Here is a 22529-nt window from a genome sequence, read left to right on the forward strand (position 1 = left end):
ATTATGAAATATGAGGATGAAAAGATTTTGGATCAGCTCCGCGAGATGGAGAAGCTGAAGAGGCCTAACAATATTTTAGCAGGACCCATAATCATTGACGGTCAAACCTATGTGTTTGAAGAGCGATCTTTCTTTAAAGATCGGCTGAAAATGCATGTCCCCTCTATCTTTAGTCCAATGCCCAAGCATTTGCAAAAGATTAAATATCCTCATGAGCAACGTCCAGAAATGATTTTGACGAATGATTTGGGCAGTGTGGATGTTACCCTGAATCGGGTGGACCAGACGCTACAAGATGAATGGGTGGAACAGCTCACTTCTGGCATGAAGGCAATGATGAAAAATATGAATCCTGCCCATGTATTTTATGAAGAAAAAATAGTAGAGGTACATGGTAAGCAGATTGGCTATTTTGACTTTAAAAGTCCTGCGCTAGACCAGCCCATCTACCACAATATGTTCTACTTTGAGCTGGAAGGAAAGACGGTCATGGGAACATTTTGTTGTCCGTATAAGCAGTATGCTGAATGGCGGGATGTCGCCCTGCAGATGATTCGTACCATTCAAACGGTTGACGAGGCAGAAAAGGAGGGATATGAATGAGTGACCCCATTTACACCACAGCAGATGTTCAGGTGGCCCCTTATCAGTTTCAGCGTGTATTAAGTATCCATCTCATTAAACAGTTAAACGAACATGTGAGCTTCTGCATACGTGGAATTGTTTCGGAGGACAAGCTGGATCAATACGTAGAAAAAGCAGATGAAGATGAGCACATCGAAGTCTTCTTAAAAAGTGAAGGCAAGGAGATTCGTTTTTTTCAGGGAATCGTCACGAATATTGCTGTAAAAGCTGTAAACGGAGTACGCGAGCTTACGATTGAGGCTAGCAGTGAAACCTTAATGATGGACATTCGCCCCAAACGTCGTTCATTCCAAAAAACAGGCGATTCATATAACAATCTATTTTCGCATGTTACAAGTTCATATACTGATGCAGAAGTGATTGATGAGGCTTCTCATGGCGCAGCTATCGGTGAATTATTAGTGCAATACAATGAAACAGACTGGGCTTTTGTCAAAAGAATTGCTTCTCGGCTACATGCTGCTTTAATTCCAATTACGATGCAACAAGGATTGAAATATGTGATTGGTGTCCCCCATTCTAGTGCCCCTCAACCGCTGAACGAACATAACTATTCCATAAAAAAAGACTTGAAGGAGCACAAGCTCATGTCCCGTAACGGACTGCCGGAATATGGTGAGTCTAACAGCTTGAGTTATGAAGTGACCAGCAACAAAGTGCTAGAGCTCGGTAGCTCCGTCATTTTTCATAAAAGAACGCTTTACATAGCTAGGGCGGAGACGACCACAGAAGGAAATCTGATTGTTAATCGTTACATTTTACGGGATGCACATGGGTTAAAATGCCCAACCGTCTATGCCTATGATCTGTCAGGAGCCTCTCTGTTTGGCAAGGTGATTGATATTTCCAAAGAAAAAGTGAAAATCAAGCTGGAAATTGATCAAGGCTCGACTGCATCCGGGGCTATGTGGTTTCCCTATTCTACGGTTTATTCTTCTCCTGATGGCAGCGGCTGGTATGTTATGCCGGAAGCAGGGGATCAAATTCGTCTGTACTTTCCGGATGAACGGGAGCAGCATGCTTTTGCCGCCAGTTCTGTCGATCTTGCCTCCTCTGATCCCGTTAAAAGAAGTGATCCTGCGGTCAAAAGTATCAGCACCAAGTACGGCAAACAAGTCGTTTTCAAGCCTGGTGCAGTAGAAATTATCAACAGTGGGCAAATGCTCATGCGCCTCACGGATGAAGGCGGGATCGAAATTAACAGTAACAAAAAAATAACCCTGTCTGCTCAGGAGGATATCCAAATTACAGGTGGAGCGAAAATTATTATGGAGGGGAAAGAAGGCGTGAGTTTTATTCAATCCGGAGCCAAACTCGACATCATGGACGATGTGAGATTAACCGGGGGTAAGGTGAACATTGAATGAAGCTCATGGATCGGGATGCTGCGTTGCAGGATTTGCTGGAAAAGCACGTATTCACGGAATGGATACATGATTTGGCTCTTATTGAAAACAACTTTCTGACGCGCCAGCAAGCCATTGAAGACGAGCTTATAGTAGCTTTAGAGTCGCTATGCCAGCTCGCTACCCTTCAGCACGAGCAAGGTCGTAAGGGGGATATTCGATATATTTATATCTCCTTACTCAGAACTCGTGTTATGAAAAATAAAGCGGTTTATCGTATAGATGCCTATGATGAAAATTGGTTTCTGGATGAGACTGAATGCGCTGTGGAATGGTCGGCAGACTTTGTTTTCGAGCCTCTGTTCAATCGCATGACTAAGCTGGAACAGCTTAAATCAGATTATGCCCGTAAGATCACGACGATGGATATTGAACAAATTCAACAAATTGAGGCGGTCAAATACCATCTGCTTACTGTTGAGTTCTTGAAAAGCCAGATGCCAGTTTTTATCGCTTCCCCTTCGTTAGAAAGGATGCCAAAAGCAAATGCATGCACGATATTTGCTGGAGAATATCGAGATGATAGCGAAATATTGTGCCGTTTTACGCATAGTGAGGGAGCCGAGACACGAGAGGGGGAATCTTCATGGATTATTTCCTCTTAAAGCAGGATGTGCGGTATACCCATGTTCCTACGCTACAAAAGGTGATGGAAACGATTGATCCGTGGAAGCTGTATGATTTGCAGCCGGAGGATATTGTCAAGCCATTGATGTTTCACGTGAAGGCAGATGCAGAAAGTATTTTTATTGATTATCTAGAAAGTCCCATTCCACTCATTTCAGATGCTTTAAAACGCCTTGTCCAGGCCTATGTGCCAGAGCTGCCTATGAAATTAACGATACTTACTCAGATCGAACAGAGGATACAGAAAAATTACTATATTCCTTTTATGGAGCGGCTTGCAGCAGTACATCCAGAAAGCGAATGGAATTTAGATCAAAGTGTGCTTAGAAAGCTGGTATTACGTGCAGATGCTATTCGGAGCCACAAGATATTTACAATCCAGGAGAGTTCTACCCCGATGATCATCGTCCGTTTGGATGTGGCGGAAAGTATATTGCGGCGTGATTATACCGGGATCGCTTTGGAGCAAGTCGAGGTGAAATAGGGAGGGAAAGGGAACATGTCAGATAATGAGTATTATGTCGTACGGGGGGCCTGTATGCGTTGCACTTGCGGGACACATCCTCGAAAGATCAATTTGCCGAACAGCCACGGGGCTTTTGTTAATGGTAAACCCATGATGAATGAAGGAGATTATTCTCCTGAGAATGTCCCTCATTTTGGAATTTGTACCAGTCCAGAACAGCCGAGTGCCGAGACTATATATCTGATCGCCGAAGATGGCTCCACAATCTCAGGGAAGCCATGCCTACCAATGCTGACGGATAAATGGAAAAACACAAAAGAACCGACAAAGGTGGAAGGCCAGCCAGCCTTGACGACCTCTTCATTTCAGACTTGTTTATATCATGGATTTATCGAATTTCATACGAATGGCCAGCAGGAGGAGTAGCTGGAAGGGAGGTTTGAAAACATGATAGGATATGATCAGATTCGAATAAATTCCCCCTACCCCATTCAGGTCTTAAAGGATGTTCAGATCGAGTGGAAGCCGGGTGAGCATGGGCGTATTACACTCACAGGCATTTGTAAGGAGTCGAGTCATGCCACGGCTGCGCTAGATGCGACCTCAGAGGATCAGCTACATGTGTATGCGCAGAATGGACAAGAGGAAATCAGCTTATTTAAGGGTGTCGTCCATACGGTGGAAGTTGAGAACCATAATGGAGTATATACACTTACACTGGAAGGAATCAGTGGCTCATTTGAGCTGGATATTGTCAAAAGAAAGCGGTCTTTTCCTGAGGAAAAACAAACATATAAACAGTTAGTGAGTAAGCTTGCTCAAGGCTATGAGCGAAGTGATGTCTTGTTCCAGACCGGAGAGCAGTCGGTAGGCGAAGCCATTTTACAATATGATGAAACCGACTGGGAGCTTATGAAACGGATGGCGAGCCGTTTACATACAGTGGTGGTCAGCGACATATGGGAGTCCGCAGCGCCGAAGCTGTATTTCGGCATGCCAGCTGGCACCCAGCGAACGATTCGGAAGGATACGCCTTATACGGCAAGTAAAGATTTAAAGGGCTATCAGCGGGCAGGCGGAACGTCAGCCGGGCTACATGATACCGACTTTTTCAAATACGAGATCGAAAGCGGAGAACGGTATGCTCTTGGAGACGAGGTGCAATTTCGCCAGAAAACGATGATTGTAACTGAATTGCGAAGCCGCATGGAAAAGGGGCATTTGCTATTCAGTTATGTGTTGGCCCGTGCGGAGGGCATTCACAGCGATTTCATCCCCAATCCCAAAACAATCGGAATTTCTCTGGAAGGAGAGGTTCTGGCGGTGCGGGGAGAGGAAGTGAAGCTGCGGCTGGCGATTGATAAGGATGATGGAGTATCTGAGCCGCATTGGTACCCGTTCGCTCCCCCAACGGGAAGTGCGATGTACAGTATGCCGAAGGTGGGAACACAGGCCAGTCTGTATTTTCCAGATGCGTCTGGTTCCAGAGCAATGATTTTGGGTGCGGTTCGTACAAATGGAGACGGTTGCGCGAAAACGAGTAATCCCAATGATCGATATTTTGGTACGGAGCATGGAAGTGAGCTGAAAATGGCACCGGGTCGCATCCATATCATGGGTGATCCGGGTGGGACATTGCAGATGAGTCTGGACGATGCTACTGGGATTGAAATAACTAGTCCCAAGAAGTTATCGTTAGAAGCAGAGCAGGAAATCATTCTGAATACGCCGAAGAAAATCATTATTGACGGAACCAGTCAGGTCATGGCGTATCAGACGGGAGGAAGCACGGGGCTTTCGGTAGAAAACGAATACCACGTGTTGGGAGGAAACGTCTGGGCGGACGGTAGCGACCGAACTGCATACCCGCCGTTTGATGATGAACCGAAGGAAGGCGAGCCACCTCCACCGCCGCCACCCCCTGAACCGTTTAACTGGGGCAAGCTGGGGATGAATATTTTGGGCGGTTTGGCGGTTGTGGCAGCTGTAGCCGTGGTGGCGGCCATTACGGTAGCGACGCTTGGAGCGGGTACGGTGGTCATTGCGGCGGTAGCCGGAGGAGCACTGCTTGCAGGCGGCTTGGGCGTAGCGAGTTTGGCGGCATCGGATATCGCCCGAGGGGAAGTGAGCGACTTTAGTGACTATGCCCTGACCGGCTTAAAAGAAGCGGGGATCGGGGCAGTGTCTGGAGCGATCTTTGGTCCACTCGGTGTAGGAGGAACGTTGCTAAGAAAAGCAGCGATCGGCGGTGTAACAAATGCCGCGGAAAATTTGGCGAGTCAGGTGCTAAGTGGTGAAAAGATCAACTGGGGTTCAGTAGCAAAAGACGCAGGACTGGGTTTTGTCACCGTGGGCGTACTGGATTCCAAAGTAGGCAAGGCCATCGGCGGATTCGCGGAAAAGGTAAGCAGCAAGGTTACACCGCAATGGATTAGCAAAGGTGTAGATGCGGTCGGGGCAGGCTTTGGTAAAGCTGTAACCAAACTGGAGCAGACCGGCAGTAAACTGGGTCAGAAGTTCAATGAGCAACTAAGTAAAATGGCAGACGGCCTCAACCCCGGGAAGTTGGCCACAGCCAACGGAGCGCCAGTTCCGCACGTTAATAAGATGGACAGTGGACCACTTCCACAGACAGATGTGCAGAAGAATTACAACAAGGTCATGAAGGAAATGGAAGAGAACTCGGCGAAAAAGGTTGAGGGGCCAGTAGGAAGTAAAGATATAGAAGAAGCTAAACAGGCTGCAAGAGAAAAATTGAATAAGGAACTGAAAGAATTAGATTCTGGGAAGTATATTGATCCGGTAACAAATGAACCTTATCAACCTCATGTTATTACCGCCGCTACTGACGTTAAGAGCAAAGAAATTTATATAGGTTATAATGGTGTCGGGAAAGATACTAGGACAGGAGTTGAGAGGTTTAATCCTTCTGCATCTAATGAATTAGACCCTCGACTTGCAGAGTTAGTGAAGAAAACTAAGCAAGCTGCAAGAGAACAAAAGGGAAAAGAGAGTTTCGAAAAGTGGGAAGTTGAAAACTGTGCAGAAATACAGGCAGTTAATCAAGCATTAAAAAATGGAGCTAAAATAGAAGATATTCTGCTCAATACCATTTCATTCGAGACTGGTAAATTTAAAAAAATGTGTAAAAATTGCAAGGAAACATTCAAGGACTTTATGGTTGATAAATGGTAACTTAAATGATAAATAAACTGAGTGAGGTTAACATATGAATTTTTCACAAAGAACTATTGATATTTTAAAGGATGCTGGTTGGTATCCCGAAAGAAAAGTAGAGATCAGCTCAACAATAAACTTTTTAGAAAAAAAGGGATTTGAAGTATTTGATCTTGCTAAAGAGGCATTTGAACATTTCGGAGGACTAGAGTATTCAGTGCCTAGTGACGAATCAGATGACTTTCAGATAGGTCCTGAATTTTTAAGGGAAGGAATCGAAAGGAAACACTATAGCAGGTATGAAACGATAATTGGAGAAGAGCTAGTTGTGATCGGATTGGCATATGACGATAATGCAACTATGTTTATGTCTAAGACTGGGAAAGTGTACGGTATCATGGACGATTATTATATTTGGAAATTTGGCAATAATATATATGAAGCTATGAATAATTTATGTGAGAGTAAAGAGCTAAAGGTAATTAGTGAGGAATAAAGCTAAGTATTTAACAAAGTCAACTAAGCAACAAATAACTTCAGTTTTAATAAACTTTTAAAGCTTATTCCGTTATGAATCAATGAAGGAATAAGCTTTTTTTTCTGTATGCCCAAAATAAAAGGGTAAGGAACAATAAGGCTAACGTATTAAGGGGATTTGGAGGGATAAAGTATAGCTTTAATCGACCTAATGGAGATAAAGACTCATTTCATATAATTCCAGAGGAAACTTATGGGGATTACTATGAAAAAGAAGACTTCGAAGAAATAGAAATGCGAGCTAATGAATCATTAATTGCAATTGGTCAAGCGAGAGATGATAATATGCTGATGTTTATGTCTAAAAACCACCTTAGGGGTGTTTTTTCAATAATTAGCTTATTTCTAATCAATCAACCTTATGAAAGCCTATACATTCTTTTAAATAAAAAAGTTGACATATATCTAAAAACAGGTAAAAAGTCACTAAGACTAAAGTCGCTTGTTAGATGAATTATACATTCCTTAATTTGCTGGAATTCTACATTTTTATGCAAGACGGATGTGTTCGGAATTAAGCTAGAAGTCAACGGGGTTGTCGTATCAAGGAATAAGCCCTTTTTAGGAATTCATAAATAGGAAGCTAGAACGGATAAGTAGTGCCATTGCACAATTGTGCTTGTCCTTTATGAGTTTTTCTTATCGCTCATTCACATATTATAAATTCAGTTCGTTTAGATTAGAATATTTGCATACATATGTATAAAAATGAGTATTAAGTCTCGGGAACTCCCTTTGCTACTGTGAATTGACAAAATATAAAGCGTGGCTAATATGGTTGGGAACACGGGAGATATTGGAATTTATAAAGGGGTAATGAGTTTTGAACAAGAGACTAGATAACAGAGGTAGTAGCAAAATGAAATGGGGCCAAACGATTTTTGGAGCGCTGTTGGCGCTTAGTCTGGTGTTACTCAGTGGGGGTAACGCGTGGGCCTTATCCAATGAACAATTAAAAGGGATTGAGGGTGGCCGAAAGGTAGACTTGGGAAAAATGGCTGCGGTTGAACTGAACTCATCTCTTCTTTTCTTGGATGCAGCTAACACAGCAAAGGTAAGCGAGATGAATCATGAGAAGCCATCCGGCAAGGAGATTGGGAGTATATTCCCGAAAGATGAAAACCAAAATTGGGAAGTTGTTTTTGAATATTATGAACTTGGACACATCAAGGATGATGAAAAAGAAGACATCGATGCGGATGCCATTCTAGATAGTTATAAAGAGGGTACGGAAGAGAGTAACAAGGAAAAAGCGGAAAGTGATCGTCTGTATGTTACGGGCTGGGATGTGGAGCCTTTTTATAATGAATCGACCCATAATCTGACCTGGTCTATGTTGGCGGAGGATGGGAACAAGGAAAAGTTGATCAATTATAATGTTCGTTTGCTCACCCGTCAGGGTTATATCTCTGCAATATTAGTGTCCGATCCTGCGCATTTGGACGCAGATAAGAAGTTTTTGAATGAGAACATATTACCCAAGCTGACAGTCAAATCAGGTGAGCGGTACGAGGATTTTAATGCTTCAACGGACAAAATTTCCGAATACGGCCTAACCGGATTGATTTTGGGAGGAGCAGGCTTGGCAGTAGCTAAAAAAGTAGGCTTGTTGGCATTACTCATTGCTTTTTTTTAGGGCGCGGGAATTAAGGTTATCATACTTATTGGTGCTGCTTGTGCAGGTGTGTTTGGTGTGATAGGCAAGTTTTTTACCAAATTATTTCGCAAGAAAAAATCAGCCATGCACAATGAAACGAACGTTCAGGATCAGTCAGAAACACTACAGTAAAGATAAAAAAACACTCCAATATAAAATTGCTGATAAAAAGGGGATGGTGATTGAGCGCAAATCACAATCTCAGGCAGCCTGAGAAGCACGACATGGATACGTAACTTGAGTAGAACAATATGAACAGATGATCATGGTGACGTTAGACTCGTGAATCATCTGTTTTTCGTTTATTTTATCCTTTGTAATACTTTCGGTACACCGCGGGCGTTGTGCCTTCATACTTTTTGAATATTTTGATGAAATACCCCGGCTCATTGAAGCCGAGCTCGCTACTGATCTGGGATACCGGAATATCTGTAGCTTCGAGCAACTGCTTCGCCCATTTAATCTTCAGGCGGGAAAGATAGCTGGAAAAGTTCTCCCCCGTTTCCTTCGCAAACAGCCGACTAAAATAGCTTGGGCTAATGTGGCACAAGTCAGCCATGGCTTTAAGAGAAAAAGTTTCACCCTTTGTACAAAAATATATTCAAAGGCGGGTTTTAGTACGGGATTTCCGCACGAAATATCCACATCTCCTGAGGAATTCAGATAGGCATCTGCTAAGAAATTATTCATTTCTTTCTTAAGGTTTTCGATATGCTCCAACGAGTAGCCAGGAAGGATCTCGGACAACTGCGGAGTGGACTGTGTGGCCGACGCCTTCTCGAACATTTCTGCGAGAAGATTTTTGTTCATCGCTTCTTCAACAATATAATTACACAATAAGGATAACATGCTGGAGATCGTCTGAATTTCCTGATAGGTCATGGACGGCAGATCGGCGTAGTCGTTCTTAAGTTCTTCCCATTTGGAACTGTACAGTTTTTCATTTTTTGAGGTGAGGATTTGCTCGAGCTGTAAGGCGCTCGAAGGATCGGCTAAACGTACCTGACCTGCCATGACGGCGCCGATGTACTTATCGTCGATAATGATCGGTACCGCGATGTCGACGATGTCATAATGACAGAGATAAATATAAGGTTTGTTGGAACGCACCGCTTCAAGTCCACCGCGAGAATCACATTTTTGGCAGTAGGGAAGGAGATTCTCATCCTGGCGAACCTTTTTGCAGAACGATTGGCATTGGCTGTGGCTAGTTACGGGATTCCCTTTATAATCGACGGTGAGAATGGCTAATTTGGTAACGGATGCTAATGAATCCTGCAACTGCTCCCACTTTTTCAAATCAAAGATTTTCTGGATGCTCAAATGTTCACGTATCAAGATTCTCATCCCTTAATGGTAAATTATCCTGTAAGCAATAACAAAAAAGTACAATTCGTGATCTTCAGTGCAAAAAAATACGATTGTAGATTATAATATATTCCTTGATTCCTCCAATGTAAAGTTTACATGGTTCGGTTATAGTTTTAATCAGAACGAAGCCAACACGATCATAAGGAGGAATTATAGATGAGAAAAGCTTTTATCAGCCCAAGCAAATATGTACAAGGTGAAAACGAATTGTTGAATTTGGGTTACTATGTGAGCACTTTCGGCAAATCCGCTTTACTGATTGCGCATCCTGATGATGTGGCGCGGGTAAAAGATAAGCTTGATTCCACTTTGGGTAAATATAACGTAACCTTTATTGAAAGCGGTTTTATGGGTGAGTGTTCCAGACAGGAAGTGTCTAGACTTCAGGAAATTGCTACTGCGAATGGATGCGATTGTATCGTAGGTCTCGGCGGTGGGAAAGCGATCGACGCGGCGAAATGCGTGGCTCAAGGGGAAGCGCTAATCATCTGTCCGACGATTGCTGCGACGGATGCACCGACAAGTCACTCGGCCGTTCTTTACACCCCAGAAGGCGCTTTCGACGATTACGCCTATTTTAAGCAAAGTCCGAGTGTCGTATTAGTCGACACTACCGTTATCGCTAATGCACCAACCCGATTCCTTGTATCAGGCATGGGTGATGCACTGTCAACTTACTTTGAAGCCCGTGCGACCTCCCGTTCTTACTCCAGGGTCAATGCCGGACTGCCTAACGGAGTGCGCGAAGGACAGTGTGCGCCAGCAGTAGGTACAAATGCGGCGATTGCACTTGCAACGCTATGCTATGAAATGCTGTTGAAAGACGGTGCCAAAGCAAAAGCGGCATGTGATGAAAACCAAGTTACGCAAGCACTCGAAAATATCATTGAAACTAATATTTTACTCTCAGGCCTCGGCTTCGAAAGCGGCGGACTTGCGGCGGCCCATGCAATTCATGATGGACTCACGATTTTGGAAGGCACGCATCATTATTATCATGGAGAGAAAGTTGCATTCGGCACGATCGCACAGCTGGTGCTCGAAAACGCACCGACGGAGGAATTGCATCAGGTACTTGATTTCTGTTTAGCCGTCGGTTTACCGGTCTGCTTGGCTGATATTGGCGTCGATCATATCAGCCAGGAAGAACTCATGGAAGTAGCTGCAAAGGCCTGCATTCTGGAGGAATCGATTCATTCCATGCCGTTTCCGGTCACAGTGGAGCAGGTTGCAGCGGCAATCGCTGCGGCCGACCGTATCGGGAGCCAGTACAAAGCGGAGGTAAAGTAGCATGAAAAAGGTCATCAACCGTGCGGAAAATTTGGTCCTTGAGATGTGCAGTGGTATTGCACTTGCGCATCCCGAATTGGAATTTCTGCCAAAATACAAAGTGCTCAAGAAAAAGGAATTGAACGCGGAGAAAGTAACGCTCATCAGCGGCGGTGGCAGCGGGCATGAGCCCGCCCACGCCGGCTTCGTTGGCAAAGGGATGCTCGATGCCGCGGTCTGCGGTGATGTCTTCGCCTCTCCTTCACAAATTCAAGTATATCAGGCCATCCGAGCAACAACTGGGAAAAAAGGTGCGCTGCTGATTATTAAAAATTACAGCGGTGATATTATGAACTTTAGAAACGGCGCCCATTTGGCCACTGAAGACGGTCTGGAAGTGGGCTATGTAAAGGTTGAGGACGACATCGCTGTAGAAGATAGCCTATATACAGTCGGACGGCGCGGGGTGGCGGGAACGGTACTCGTCCATAAGATCGCGGGTGCAGCGGCGGAAGAGGGCCGGAGTCTAGCGGAAGTTAAAGCAGTGGCCGAGAAAGCCGCTGCGAATGTACGCAGTATCGGATTCGCATTGACTTCGTGTACCGTGCCGGCGAAGGGCACGCCAACATTAGAGCTCGGGCATGATGAAATCGAGTACGGCGTCGGCATTCACGGCGAGCCTGGGACCAGCCGCGAGAAGCTGACGGATGCGGATACGCTGGCAGGCAGAATGGTAACCGATATCCTTCGAGACATGCAGATCGAAACTGGCTTCAGCGGAGAAATTGCCCTGTTGATCAATGGTTTCGGCGGTACGCCTCTGCAAGAACTGTACCTTTTCAACCATTCGGTCACTCGCGAACTAGCAGCGAAGGGGATCACGATCGATCGCACTTTTGTCAACAATTATATGACGAGTATCGATATGGCAGGTATCTCGGTTTCCATCATGAAGCTGGACAACGAACTGAAAACGCTCCTCTCTTATGAAAGCAACGCACCTGCGTTCAAGGTGGCTGGACCTGTTGATCATGTCGAATTCACGGATATTTCAACTGTAGCAGACGAAAATCGGCAAGTATCCTTTGAGGTAGAAACGGACCCTGCCTTCGCGGTTATTGAGAACAACAAAGTTACGTTTAACAATCTTATCTACCTAGTCGATAAGATGAGTGAGGTTATCATCAAGAATGAAGTATCTTTCTGCGATCTTGACTCTCATGCAGGCGACGGCGACTTTGGCATGAGCGTTGCTAAGGGATTTCGTCAGCTGAAACGGGAATGGGGAGACATCCTGAATCAAGATTCTTTGACGATGGGAGCCTTTCTTCATTCATGCTCGCTCGTCATCATGGAGTACTGCGGTGGCGCTTCGGGTCCGATCTGGGGCTCAGCATTTCGGGCAGCGGCACGATCTGCGGGCGAACGAACCGAACTCACCGTTTCTGAATTCGCAAATATGATGCAGGCTGCGGTGCAAGGCATACAATCGACAGGCGAACGTTCTTTCGGTAGAGGAGCCGTCGTTGGCGATAAAACGCTTATAGATGCATTAGTGCCATGTGCGGATAGCTGGGTGGAGAGCGCGAAATTAGATTTTGACGTGAAGACAGCCTTTATAAGAGGTGCTCAAGCCGCTGTATCAGGGGCCAAAAAGACGGAAGACATCGTGGCGCGCATGGGCCGTGCCGGAACGGTAGGAGAGAGAAGCCTTGGTTATCCAGACGCAGGGGCTTATGCCCTTGGGGTGATTTTTACGGAACTCGCTGAATGTTTGAACTGATTCTTTATATATCCAAATTTACTGTCGCGAACACTTCGTTTAGATATCCATTCTGTAACACTCGCTAATTCTTAAAAATTCAAGGTTTGTTCATTGCAATTGATGTGCATTAGGTTTATAATTTCAGACGGATTCAAAGGGCTTATCCCGGAATCCATGGGAGTTCATCCCATCTGAGCTAGCTTACTGCATGCTCAAATATGAATTAAGCGAGGGATTTACAATGAAAACCTGCTGCACCATCCAAGTTGACGAAGACAGTTTAGTTATTGATTTGCCAGAAGAAGGAACCACGCTAGAGTCCCTGCTCGGTGATATTGAGAGCTGTGGAGGTAGTGAAGAACCTTGGCTGCAACTTATTGACAAGGTAATAGGTAACTCATCTGAGACTGTACTGACAGATCAAGCGACGGATGGCGGCGATATGAAGGAAGATCAGACGACCAAAGAACCTCAAGCAACTGCTCAGAGGTAATAGGGAGATCCTACGTTAAGACGAAATTTGTAACATTAATCGATCACATATAAGATCATCTATAAGACTGCTATACCGAGCCAAGGCATCGGGAAGCAGTCTTTTTTTATCAAACAACTAAAAATTCTCCGAATTTTGCAATCGGTAAATGAGTCTTTTGTCCCTTTAGTATTCTATAGTAGCCAACCAAGCAGAACACATCCCAAAACCGTGACTTCCTGTTCATTTTTTATCATAAAGTCGAAATGTAACATGAAACTAACTATAATAGTAGTATCATCCATATACAGGTAAGTGACATCGATGTTTGGACCTGATCCTCTTGTTGTATGAAGGAGGGGGCGAAAGAGCGGAGAACAACGTACTGATAAGTCTCATCTACTTTATAAAAAGGAAGGAATGTGTAAATGATGAATGGGCAATGGGTCCTGCCAAGGATCGCAAAAAGAGTAGCGGTGATGCTAACAGCAGTATTGCTATTAACGTTAACGAACGGATTCAACTGGAATACGCAAACAGCAGAGGCTGCCAGGACGACCCCTGTGGAACGTTACGGACAACTTTCGGTAAAAAATGGTAAACTGGTGGATAAAAACGGTAAAACTGTACAACTCAAAGGGATTAGCTCTCACGGTGTCCAATGGTTTGGGGATCTGGTAAATCAGGACTCTATGAAATGGCTACGGGACGATTGGGGCATTTCCGTATTCCGGGTTGCACTGTACACTGAAGAAAATGGTTATATTGCCAACCCTTCTTTGAAAAATAAAGTGAAGGAAGCGATTGGGGCAGCACAGAAACTGGGCTTGTACGTCATTATTGACTGGCACATTCTTTCAGATGGCGATCCGAACATTCATAAAAATGAAGCCAAAGCTTTCTTTAATGAATTTTCGACTCAGTACGGCCATTTGCCTAACGTAATCTATGAACTTGCCAACGAGCCGAATGGGAATGTGAACTGGAACAATCAAATCCGACCTTATGCGTCTGAGGTATCTCAGGTTATTCGAGCTAAGGACCCGGACAATATTATTATTGTAGGAACAGGCACATGGAGTCAGGATGTACATGATGCAGCAGACCATCCACTTCCAGACAAGAATACAATGTATACCGTACATTTCTATGCGGGTACGCATGGACAGTACTTGCGCGATCGGGTCGATTATGCGCTGAACAAAGGAGTGGGCATATTTGCTACCGAGTGGGGTACAAGCGATGCTTCGGGTAACGGTGGTCCGTTCCTGAATGAATCCAAAGTATGGACTGATTTTCTTGCAAGCCGTGGAATCAGCTGGACTAACTGGTCGCTGGCAGATAAAAATGAGACCTCTGCTGCGCTGTTGCCTGGTGCTGACCGTAAGGGCGGATGGCCTGATTCGCAATTGTCGGCTTCCGGCAAATTCGTAAAACAGGCGATTCTGGAAGGCTCCAGCAACAATGGTGGAGGCGGAAACAACGGTGGGGATAACGGCGGAGATGGCAATACTGGCAATACTGGCGGTGATAACGGTGGTGGCAACAACGGCGGCAATAACGGCAACGGAGGAAGTACACCCGGCAGTAACGATCAAGGGATTGTGCTTCAGTATCGCACTGGTGACACGAACGCCAAGGATAACGCAATCCGTCCTGAATTTAATATCAAAAACACAGGAAAAACAGCTGTGAAGCTGAGTGATCTAAAAATTCGCTACTATTACACAGATGAAAGCAAACAAGCTCAACAGTTTTTTGTGGACTGGGCTAGGATTGGCACTGAAAAGGTAAAAGCAACTTTTGTAACATTGCCGAATCCAAAGGCCAAGGCTGATAAATATGTGGAGATTTCTTTCACAGATGGAGCGGGAACGATTCAGCCCGGCGGGGAAAGTGGAGAAATTCAACCCCGGATTCATGCTGCAAATTGGAGCAATTTTGATGAGACCAACGATTACTCCTATGGTGCTACCCAAACAGCATTCGCAGACTGGGACCATGGCACTGTATATCAGCAGGGTAAGCTGGTTTGGGGTATAGAACCTTAGAATTTAACCGTTACTAACTTTATCAAAACGAGTAAAGATATGGGACTTTAGGGTGCAATCTTTCCAAGCTTTGGAGTATAAAGCATACGTCTTTGGTATATGGATACTGGAACTTTAGGAGTGGATGACCCACCCTTTAGTGTCGGTTTATGTACTACCAAAGTACCATATGATATTCGACTTTTGTGGTGCTTGAATTACTTCCATAGTGCAGAGGGGTTGGTTCCAATGAACCCTTCTTTACGACAAACCCCCGCTGTTGCCATCATAGGCACGCGGGGGTTTTAATGTTTCAGAAACTCAGCCTCCGTTCAATTGCGTCTATACCAAAGCAAAAGCTTTGGCCAGCAGACGGTAGGACTGAATACGTTTATCAAAGTCATGAATGGATGAAACGACCAGTAACTCATCGGTACGATACTGCTCAGCCAGTCTTAGCAGCTGTTCTTTACACTGTTCAGGGGTACCAACAACACGCCAGGCTGCAGACTGACGCAGCCGCTCACGATCCAACTCCGTGTACGGATAGGACATTGCTGTTTTCACCGACGGAAGAGAACTCATTTCTTTACCTTGCATGAGCAAAAGGAAATACAAACTAGCACTGGACGCCAGCTGCTCAGCTTCCTCTTCGGTTTCCGCGCAGGCCACCGTAACTGCCGCCATGGAATGGGGTTTATCACCCAGGATCGAAGGCTGGAATTGCTCGTGGTAACGTGCGGTAGCTTCTACACCACCTGGAGTCCCGAAAAATTGGGCAAAGGCATAGGAGGCACCCATCATCGCGGCCAATCTGGCGCTCTCTCCGCTGGAGCCGAGCAACCATAATTCAGGAACGGTCGATATCATCGGGGAGGCATGAAGACCGGCAAATCGATGATTGTCAGGCACCGAATCATGGAAGTAATCGATTAAATCGAGAATCTGCTGTGGATATTGTTCGACAGATTGATACTTGCCTTCCTGCAGGGCACGAGTAGCCAGGGGTAAACCACCGGGAGCACGTCCTATTCCCAGGTCGATGCGTCCTGGATGAAGCGCCTCCAGCAAGCGGAAGTTTTCGGCGACTTTATACGCGCTGTAGTGTGGCAGCATAATACCGCCTGAACCCACACGAATGCGTGATGTGTGAGCAGCCAAATGCGCAATCAGCACTTCAGGGCTGGAGTGCGCTAGTGTTTTGGACGCATGATGTTCGGATACCCAATAACGGCTATATCCCAGTTGATCAGCTTCACGCGCTAAATCTGTTGTATTGGATAATGCATCCTGAGCAGTACCGCCTTCAGGAATATGAGACTGGTCCAGTATACCCAGTTTAAGCATTTATAATCACCTCTTACACAACTGTATCAGACACAACTCATTAGGTCAAAACTCAAAAATGGATAGGTTGGAGTTTGGGGACCTTTTCGTTATAATAAAGGATGTGTAAAGGATGAGAGAACATCCTTGCTTATGGAGAGGGGATTAAATTTGTGTTAAGAACACCTTTGGGGCGTGTCCGACTCATGCTCTGGATTCAAGCAATAGCTTATTTGGCGATACTATTCACCCACCAGCCCCTGCAAGCTGCGGGCATGACCCAGGCGGTTATGGTGATTGGTAACATATACCGGGTGAGCTTTTTGTTGCTCCTCGTTGCTTTAATCTATGGAAAAACAGCACTGCACTGGTCTATACGGCGGCCTCTTTTTATTATGTTTGCCTCCTTCATCCCGTTTGGTCTGATGATTATGGATTTTGTTTGGGTGCGAAAATGGACAGGGGATTCGGCAGCAGAACAGCGAGCTGCATCGTAATCTTAGAAGATTTGTTTCGTGTGAGTTGTCGAGGAGTCTGTCGGGCGTAAGCGGGACTGGACCCGATGCAGTAGAAAAGAACATTACGCAGTTTGATGCGTGGTGTTCTTTTTTTGTGCACCGGAGGAATCATTCTATATATTGTACTTTCGAGCGTTGGAAATCGAATTAAGAAAAATGCTGAACTAAAAATTCTGCCGTTTTGCGTCTTTGAAAGCCTTCAACCCAATGTCCGGTAAACGGATAAATTTCAATCGTTTTCGGTGATTCAATACGGTTATAAGCGGCGAAAATCGTCTCTGGCATACACACCGTATCCTTGAACCCTACCGATACCATGATCGGGGTACGAATGCGATGAGCCAGATTCATCACGTCAAAATAACTTAATGTATGTAGTACCTGCTCCAAATGCTCCGGAAATCGGTTGGCGAATTCAGCTGCTTCCGTCAGTGAACTGGTAGAATTCATCATACCAAAATCCATATGACACATATTGGGGATATCCGCTACCGTAATGGCAGCTTTATCGCTGAGCGCAGCCACCATTAATGAAAGTCCGCCGCCCTGACTGGCGCCACTGATTGCGATTTTAGCCGAATCGACATCCGACTGCTCCGCTACCCAATCTACGGCTCTAAGGGCATCGGTTGTAATCGTTTTGTAGTAGCAGGTATCCTTGTCCAATATTCCTTTCGTTACCCAGCCTTTAACCGTACCATGAGGATCACCCAGACGGTCTCCCGTTTCTCCTCCCTGGCCACGCACATCTACGGCCAATACCGCAAAGCCAAGCATGAGCCAGGAGGAATAATCTTCAGGATAGCCTTTTCCGCCTGTATAGCCATGAAACAGAACGATACACGGCAGTTTTTGATCTCCGGCAAATTGGGGGCGTACATACCAGGCATGCAGAGGCGTATCATCAACACCCTCAAAAGTAACCCTATAGGCAAGCATATGAGGATATGGTGTTTCTACGGGAGCTTTGAACGCACGTACAGGTTTGGTGTGGACTTCTTCCAGTGTTTTGGCCCAGAATAAATCGATATCCTTCGGGGCGGTAAGATCGGGCCGATATTGCTTCAATTCGGCAATTCTTTTTTCAATAACATTCATAATTAAAATTCTCCTTCATATAGAATGAACTTCTCCTTAAGCTTTACCCGGTAAAGTTGACTCCTCCAGCTCTCTCAGCAGTTCAAATGCTCTTTCATTAGTGCTTCCACACGTATCCTCATCAGCATGGAATCCACTGCATACAACTGGCGCTCAGGTTTGCCAAACAATCGGCAACGGTAATCGGAAGTTAGCTGAGGGCAAGGAACACCAGCTGGTTTTCCATCTGGCATGCCGGGAATAGGGGAAGAAATCGTAATGGCAATACAGCAGGCGGCACATCCTACTCGACACTCCAGTTGGGGTCACTCCTTAAAATCTGTTATTTTTGTAACTTATGCATGAAGTGACATTAATGAAGCCATAATGTGAGGATGGCACAAAAAAAGTAGGAATACAAGGATAAACGCATATGAGACACACTTTTCACACAAGGGGTATAAATAGTCGTAGAGGCACGTAAGATGGTATCAAGTCCCTAAATCAGTGTTTCATTCGGTGGTAATATTAACCAATTGTCTTTTGTGTGTTCAAAAGGAGTTCGAGTGGTTAATAATAGAACACAACGATAAAAACTTAAACGAGGTGACGCAAAATGAGTTGGTTATGGGCATTGATTGTTGGTGGTATTATTGGTTGGTTGGCAGGAATTATTGCAGGTCGTGATGTTCCGGGTGGCGTGATCGGTAACATCATTGCTGGTTTTATCGGCGCATGGTTGGGTAGCTTGATTCTGGGAAACTGGGGTCCTGAGATCGGATCGTTCTACATCGTTCCTGCATTAATTGGTGCGATTGTGCTGGTCGTGATTGTAAGCTTGATCTTCCGTTCCGTTGGACGGAGTAGAGGCTAACTTTACGAATCATTGAATAGACTAGCCCCTATGGGGATTAGGACTAAAATGAAAAGAAGCTGCTTCCGCAAGGTTCGAAAATGAACCTGTGGGAGCAGCTTTTTTTGAGGAAAAGTGGCGAATTTTTCCTATTGAAAACGCCTGATATGAGGAACACTTAGAACGCCCAGCACGATACACATGCCGATGGTTGCAAACATGCCAATTGTGAACATACCACCAAGCTTATCCGCTACAGCACCTACGGCCAGATAGCCGACAGGGAGCAGGGCAAAGGAAAACATTAGATCCAGACTAGCTACACGTCCAAAAGACTCGGACGGGACTAATTCCTGGAGGCTTGTCTCCCAGATAATCGCAAATATCATAATGCCAAATCCTTCGAGCATCATGCTCATAATCAGTCCTGGCATCCAAGTGACTACAGACAACAGTAGTAAAGCAAGACCGCTGACAAAAGCTCCTAAGTATGCGAGTAGACCGCGATGCTTCCAATGCTTGCGTGATCCATACACAAAGGCCCCCAGCATGGCGCCAATGCCGCTACTTGCCATCGCAATGCCGTATACGACTGGACTGTAGCCATGATGAACCTTGAACAGCCACGGAATGAGTACAGCGATAATGCCTGAATAACAAATATTAATGAAGGAAAAGGCAAGAATCGTAATCCATAGCCAGGGGTGGCTTTTGAGGATGGTAAAGCCTGCGATAAAATCCTTGAGAAAATGCTGTCCACCCTGATCTTGCTGTTCTGGATCTACCTGACCTTTGCCGATGATGGAGGCCAAATGAGCGCTCAGCATCCAAAAACAGGCGAAAGATATGAGATAAGCGATAGAATCCAGTCCAAAGCCGATGCCCGGTGAGGAAAAAGATACAATGAAGCCTCCTAACGGAGGGCCAAGTAGACGGACGGCTTGTATACTGATCTGACTAAGCGCGTTGGCTGCATTACGTATGTCCGGTGTGAACACCTGTGCACGTAAGGCAGAATAAGCAGGATTAAAGATACCGTCCATCAATCCGTACAACGCTAGGCCAACGAATAAAACCGGCAATTTCATTCCGCCTGTAAACATCAGCACCGCCGCAATGAACATCAGTCCAAACCGGGCGATATTCGTAAACAGAAGGAGACGAATTCGGTCAATTCTATCCACGATCATGCCTGCGAAAGGCAGAATAAGTACGTTAGGCAACATATAAACAGTCATCGCCAGTCCCATAATAGTAGTAGAGCCTGTTAGGGAATAGATAACCAGTGGCAAAATGACTGTGGTGACTGAGCTCCCCAACATTGCGATCCAATGTCCAAGCCACAACAAAGTGAACGCTTTGGATTGTTTTAAAGGTGAAGTGAAGGTAGCCCAGGCCGAGTGACTTCCTTCAGGTGATGTAGAGGATAAGGTTGATTTTTGGGTATCCATGATCACACTCCGGTATATTTCTAAACTGCATATTAAAACCTATTATACGAAATCTCTAACGTAAGGGTACAGAAAAAGTTGCAGTGAGGGGAGTTATAATGAATAGCCTGCCAATGAAAGAGTCAACCTAGAATAACTTTAGGCTGCAAAGATATATAGCTTACCTTTTGCATAGGGATTATTGGATAAAAGCATTGACGCGTGAAAATGAATGATGTACTATTCAATGACCAGCCGCGTGCTAGGTTATCAAGAAAAAGGGAAAGAGTGTGGATACCATGAAAAAATTTAGTTTTTTGCCGATTGTACTCATCGTGATGGCATTGCTAATTTCGGCCTGCGGTAACAACGATAAAGGCGCCAGTAACAATAATGCATCTACCGGAGATAACGGATCTAATAATGGAAAAGCAGATACTACTGCTACAGCTACTCTTGAATCTGTAAAAGCAAGCGGCAAGCTAAGAATTGGCACGGAAGGCACCTATGCTCCGTTTACCTACCACGATGCTGCAGGTAAACTGACAGGCTTCGATGTCGATATTGCGACTGAAGTGAGCAAACGCCTGGGTGTACAACCGGAGTTTATCGAGACGCAATGGGACGGCATATTCGCAGGGTTGAACTCCAAGCGGTTTGACACGGTGTTCAATGAAGTATCCATTACAGATGAGCGCAAGCAAAAATATGATTTTTCTGATCCGTATATTGTCTCCAAGGCAGTTCTGATCGTAAGCGAAGACAATACAGACATCCAGAAATTTGCTGATCTAAAAGGGAAAAAGGCTGGTCAGTCCCTGACCAGTAACCTGACTCAAATCGCGAAAAGCAACGGCGCAGAAATTGTGGCAACAGAGGGATTCAACCAAGCCATTGACCTCCTGACTTCCAAGCGGGTGGATGCGACCGTCAATGATGGATTATCCTATCTTGATCTGAAGAAGCAAAAGCCTGACGCACCAATTAAAAAGGTGGACGAATCTTCAGATGCTTCACACAGCGCAGCTGTATTCAATAAGGGCAGCGAAGATTTAATCAAGGAAGTAAACAAAGCGCTGGCTGATATGAAGGCTGATGGTACGTACCTGAAAATTTCCGAGAAATATTTTGGAGCTGACGTATCCAAATAATAAATGAAGACCCAACGTTCGCCAAGTCGAACCGAATCTTCCCAAACCTATCTTTTCAAAGGATGTCTGTACAATGGATGATCGCCAAATACAAATCATTATCGATTCATTATTGCCTCTGCTTAAAGCAGGGGTTTCTTTTACGATTCCGCTCACGCTTATCTCCTTTGCTCTTGGACTCGTGCTGGCGCTGATTACAGCGTTGGCCCGGCTGTCCAAATGGAGAATACTCAAGCTGATTTTCGGCTTCTATGTATGGGTGATTCGAGGAACTCCTTTGCTGGTGCAATTGTATATCATTTTCTATGGTTTACCTTCCGTAGGTATTACACTGGACCCGTTTATTGCTTCAGTGATCGGCTTTACTCTCAGCGTAGGGGCTTATAGCTCTGAAATTATACGTGCGGCTATCATATCCATTCAGGAAGGCCAATGGGAGGCGGGGTACTCCTTGGGGATGACGCGATGGCAAGTATTGCGTCGTATCGTGCTTCCGCAAGCATCCCGTGTGTCCGTACCTCCGTTGGCTAATTCATTCATCAGCTTGGTGAAGGATACCTCACTGGCTGCGACCATCACCTATGTGGAAATGTTCAGAACGGCTAACCAGATTGTAGCTACCACATACGAACCGCTATTGGTGTATACCGAGGCGGGAGTTATTTACCTGCTGTTTAGCACCATTTTGACTGTGCTGCAAAATTACCTGGAGAAGCGACTAGGCCGTTTTTCCGTCAGATAAAGGAGATTGT

18 protein-coding genes and 3 pseudogenes are annotated in these 22529 nt (G+C 45.2%); 16 read left to right on the top strand and 5 right to left on the bottom strand.

Going from position 1 to position 22529, the window contains the following annotated elements:
• Positions 1-3: 3 nt before the first annotated feature.
• From NLX73_RS00515 to NLX73_RS00550, 8 genes and pseudogenes are all read left to right on the top strand, one after another.
• Positions 4-603: a hypothetical protein gene (locus NLX73_RS00515; RefSeq protein ID WP_254325075.1), complete on the top strand. Its 600-nt coding sequence runs from the start codon at positions 4-6 to the stop codon at positions 601-603.
• Positions 600-2012 (top strand): phage tail protein, encoded by a 1413-nt coding sequence (locus tag NLX73_RS00520; protein ID WP_254325076.1) that lies wholly within the window; start codon positions 600-602, stop codon positions 2010-2012. Before NLX73_RS00515 ends, NLX73_RS00520 begins: the two co-directional genes overlap by 4 nt.
• Positions 2009-2656: a hypothetical protein gene (locus NLX73_RS00525; RefSeq protein WP_254325077.1), complete on the top strand. Its 648-nt coding sequence runs from the start codon at positions 2009-2011 to the stop codon at positions 2654-2656. The genes NLX73_RS00520 and NLX73_RS00525 overlap by 4 nt, the downstream gene beginning before the upstream one ends.
• Complete coding sequence (locus NLX73_RS00530) at positions 2638-3162, top strand: hypothetical protein (RefSeq protein WP_254325078.1); 525 nt, start codon at positions 2638-2640, stop codon at positions 3160-3162. The genes NLX73_RS00525 and NLX73_RS00530 overlap by 19 nt, the downstream gene beginning before the upstream one ends.
• A 15-nt stretch (positions 3163-3177) precedes the next feature.
• On the top strand, positions 3178-3570 hold the full coding sequence (locus NLX73_RS00535) for a DUF4280 domain-containing protein (protein WP_013311459.1): 393 nt from the start codon (positions 3178-3180) through the stop codon (positions 3568-3570).
• Between the two features lie 21 nt (positions 3571-3591).
• Positions 3592-6339: a hypothetical protein gene (locus tag NLX73_RS00540; RefSeq protein WP_254325079.1), complete on the top strand. Its 2748-nt coding sequence runs from the start codon at positions 3592-3594 to the stop codon at positions 6337-6339.
• A 34-nt stretch (positions 6340-6373) separates the two neighbouring features.
• Positions 6374-6817: an SUKH-3 domain-containing protein gene (locus tag NLX73_RS00545; protein ID WP_254325080.1), complete on the top strand. Its 444-nt coding sequence runs from the start codon at positions 6374-6376 to the stop codon at positions 6815-6817.
• Positions 6818-7717: 900 nt separating this feature from the next.
• Positions 7718-8647 (top strand): annotated as a pseudogene (locus NLX73_RS00550) (DUF2167 domain-containing protein).
• A 175-nt stretch (positions 8648-8822) separates the two neighbouring features.
• Here the strand turns inward: NLX73_RS00550 and NLX73_RS00555 are convergent.
• Positions 8823-9853: pseudogene (locus NLX73_RS00555) on the bottom strand (PocR ligand-binding domain-containing protein).
• 189 nt (positions 9854-10042) lie between these two features.
• Between NLX73_RS00555 and NLX73_RS00560 the strand changes: the two are divergent.
• The 4 genes from NLX73_RS00560 (at position 10043) to NLX73_RS00575 (ending at position 15443) form a co-directional block, all read left to right on the top strand.
• Positions 10043-11176 carry a glycerol dehydrogenase gene (locus NLX73_RS00560; RefSeq protein WP_061828720.1) on the top strand — a complete coding sequence of 378 codons (1134 nt, stop codon included), beginning with the start codon at positions 10043-10045 and terminating at the stop codon, positions 11174-11176.
• A 1-nt stretch (position 11177) separates the two neighbouring features.
• A complete protein-coding gene (gene dhaK / locus NLX73_RS00565; RefSeq protein WP_254325082.1) occupies positions 11178-12938 on the top strand; it encodes a dihydroxyacetone kinase subunit DhaK in 1761 nt (586 codons plus the stop codon).
• A gap of 223 nt (positions 12939-13161) precedes the next feature.
• On the top strand, positions 13162-13413 hold the full coding sequence (locus NLX73_RS00570) for a hypothetical protein (protein WP_254325083.1): 252 nt from the start codon (positions 13162-13164) through the stop codon (positions 13411-13413).
• A 407-nt stretch (positions 13414-13820) separates the two neighbouring features.
• Positions 13821-15443, top strand: a complete 1623-nt coding sequence (locus NLX73_RS00575; protein ID WP_254325084.1) for a cellulase family glycosylhydrolase — start codon at positions 13821-13823, stop codon at positions 15441-15443.
• Between the two features lie 321 nt (positions 15444-15764).
• Here the strand turns inward: NLX73_RS00575 and NLX73_RS00580 are convergent, their stop codons facing one another.
• Positions 15765-16769, bottom strand: a complete 1005-nt coding sequence (locus tag NLX73_RS00580) for an LLM class flavin-dependent oxidoreductase (RefSeq protein WP_235308923.1) — start codon at positions 16767-16769, stop codon at positions 15765-15767.
• Between the two features lie 152 nt (positions 16770-16921).
• Between NLX73_RS00580 and NLX73_RS00585 the strand changes: the two genes are divergently transcribed.
• Positions 16922-17245, top strand: a complete 324-nt coding sequence (locus NLX73_RS00585; protein ID WP_025723814.1) for a DUF3817 domain-containing protein — start codon at positions 16922-16924, stop codon at positions 17243-17245.
• Positions 17246-17413: 168 nt separating this feature from the next.
• Here the strand turns inward: NLX73_RS00585 and NLX73_RS00590 are convergent, their stop codons facing one another.
• Together NLX73_RS00590 and NLX73_RS00595 are read right to left on the bottom strand one after the other, a co-directional pair.
• Positions 17414-18364, bottom strand: a complete 951-nt coding sequence (locus NLX73_RS00590; protein WP_254325085.1) for an acetylxylan esterase — start codon at positions 18362-18364, stop codon at positions 17414-17416.
• Between the two features lie 36 nt (positions 18365-18400).
• Positions 18401-18663: pseudogene (locus tag NLX73_RS00595) on the bottom strand (YkgJ family cysteine cluster protein).
• 296 nt (positions 18664-18959) lie between these two features.
• On the opposite strand from NLX73_RS00595, the gene NLX73_RS00600 reads away from it, so the two are divergent.
• Positions 18960-19217, top strand: coding sequence for a GlsB/YeaQ/YmgE family stress response membrane protein (locus NLX73_RS00600; RefSeq protein ID WP_023989828.1), 258 nt, complete (start codon positions 18960-18962; stop codon positions 19215-19217).
• Positions 19218-19345: 128 nt separating this feature from the next.
• Here the strand turns inward: NLX73_RS00600 and NLX73_RS00605 are convergent, their stop codons facing one another.
• Positions 19346-20647: an MFS transporter gene (locus NLX73_RS00605; protein WP_254325086.1), complete on the bottom strand. Its 1302-nt coding sequence runs from the start codon at positions 20645-20647 to the stop codon at positions 19346-19348.
• Between the two features lie 278 nt (positions 20648-20925).
• Here NLX73_RS00605 and NLX73_RS00610 point away from each other — a divergent pair, with 278 nt between their 5' ends.
• Together NLX73_RS00610 and NLX73_RS00615 are read left to right on the top strand one after the other, a co-directional pair.
• Positions 20926-21777, top strand: coding sequence for an amino acid ABC transporter substrate-binding protein (locus tag NLX73_RS00610; RefSeq protein WP_254325087.1), 852 nt, complete (start codon positions 20926-20928; stop codon positions 21775-21777).
• 73 nt (positions 21778-21850) lie between these two features.
• A complete protein-coding gene (locus NLX73_RS00615; protein ID WP_013311442.1) occupies positions 21851-22519 on the top strand; it encodes an amino acid ABC transporter permease in 669 nt (222 codons plus the stop codon).
• Positions 22520-22529 lie beyond the last annotated feature (10 nt).

The organism is Paenibacillus sp. CH40 (assembly GCF_024213605.1).
Classification (GTDB): Bacteria; Bacillota; Bacilli; order Paenibacillales; family Paenibacillaceae; genus Paenibacillus; species Paenibacillus polymyxa_B.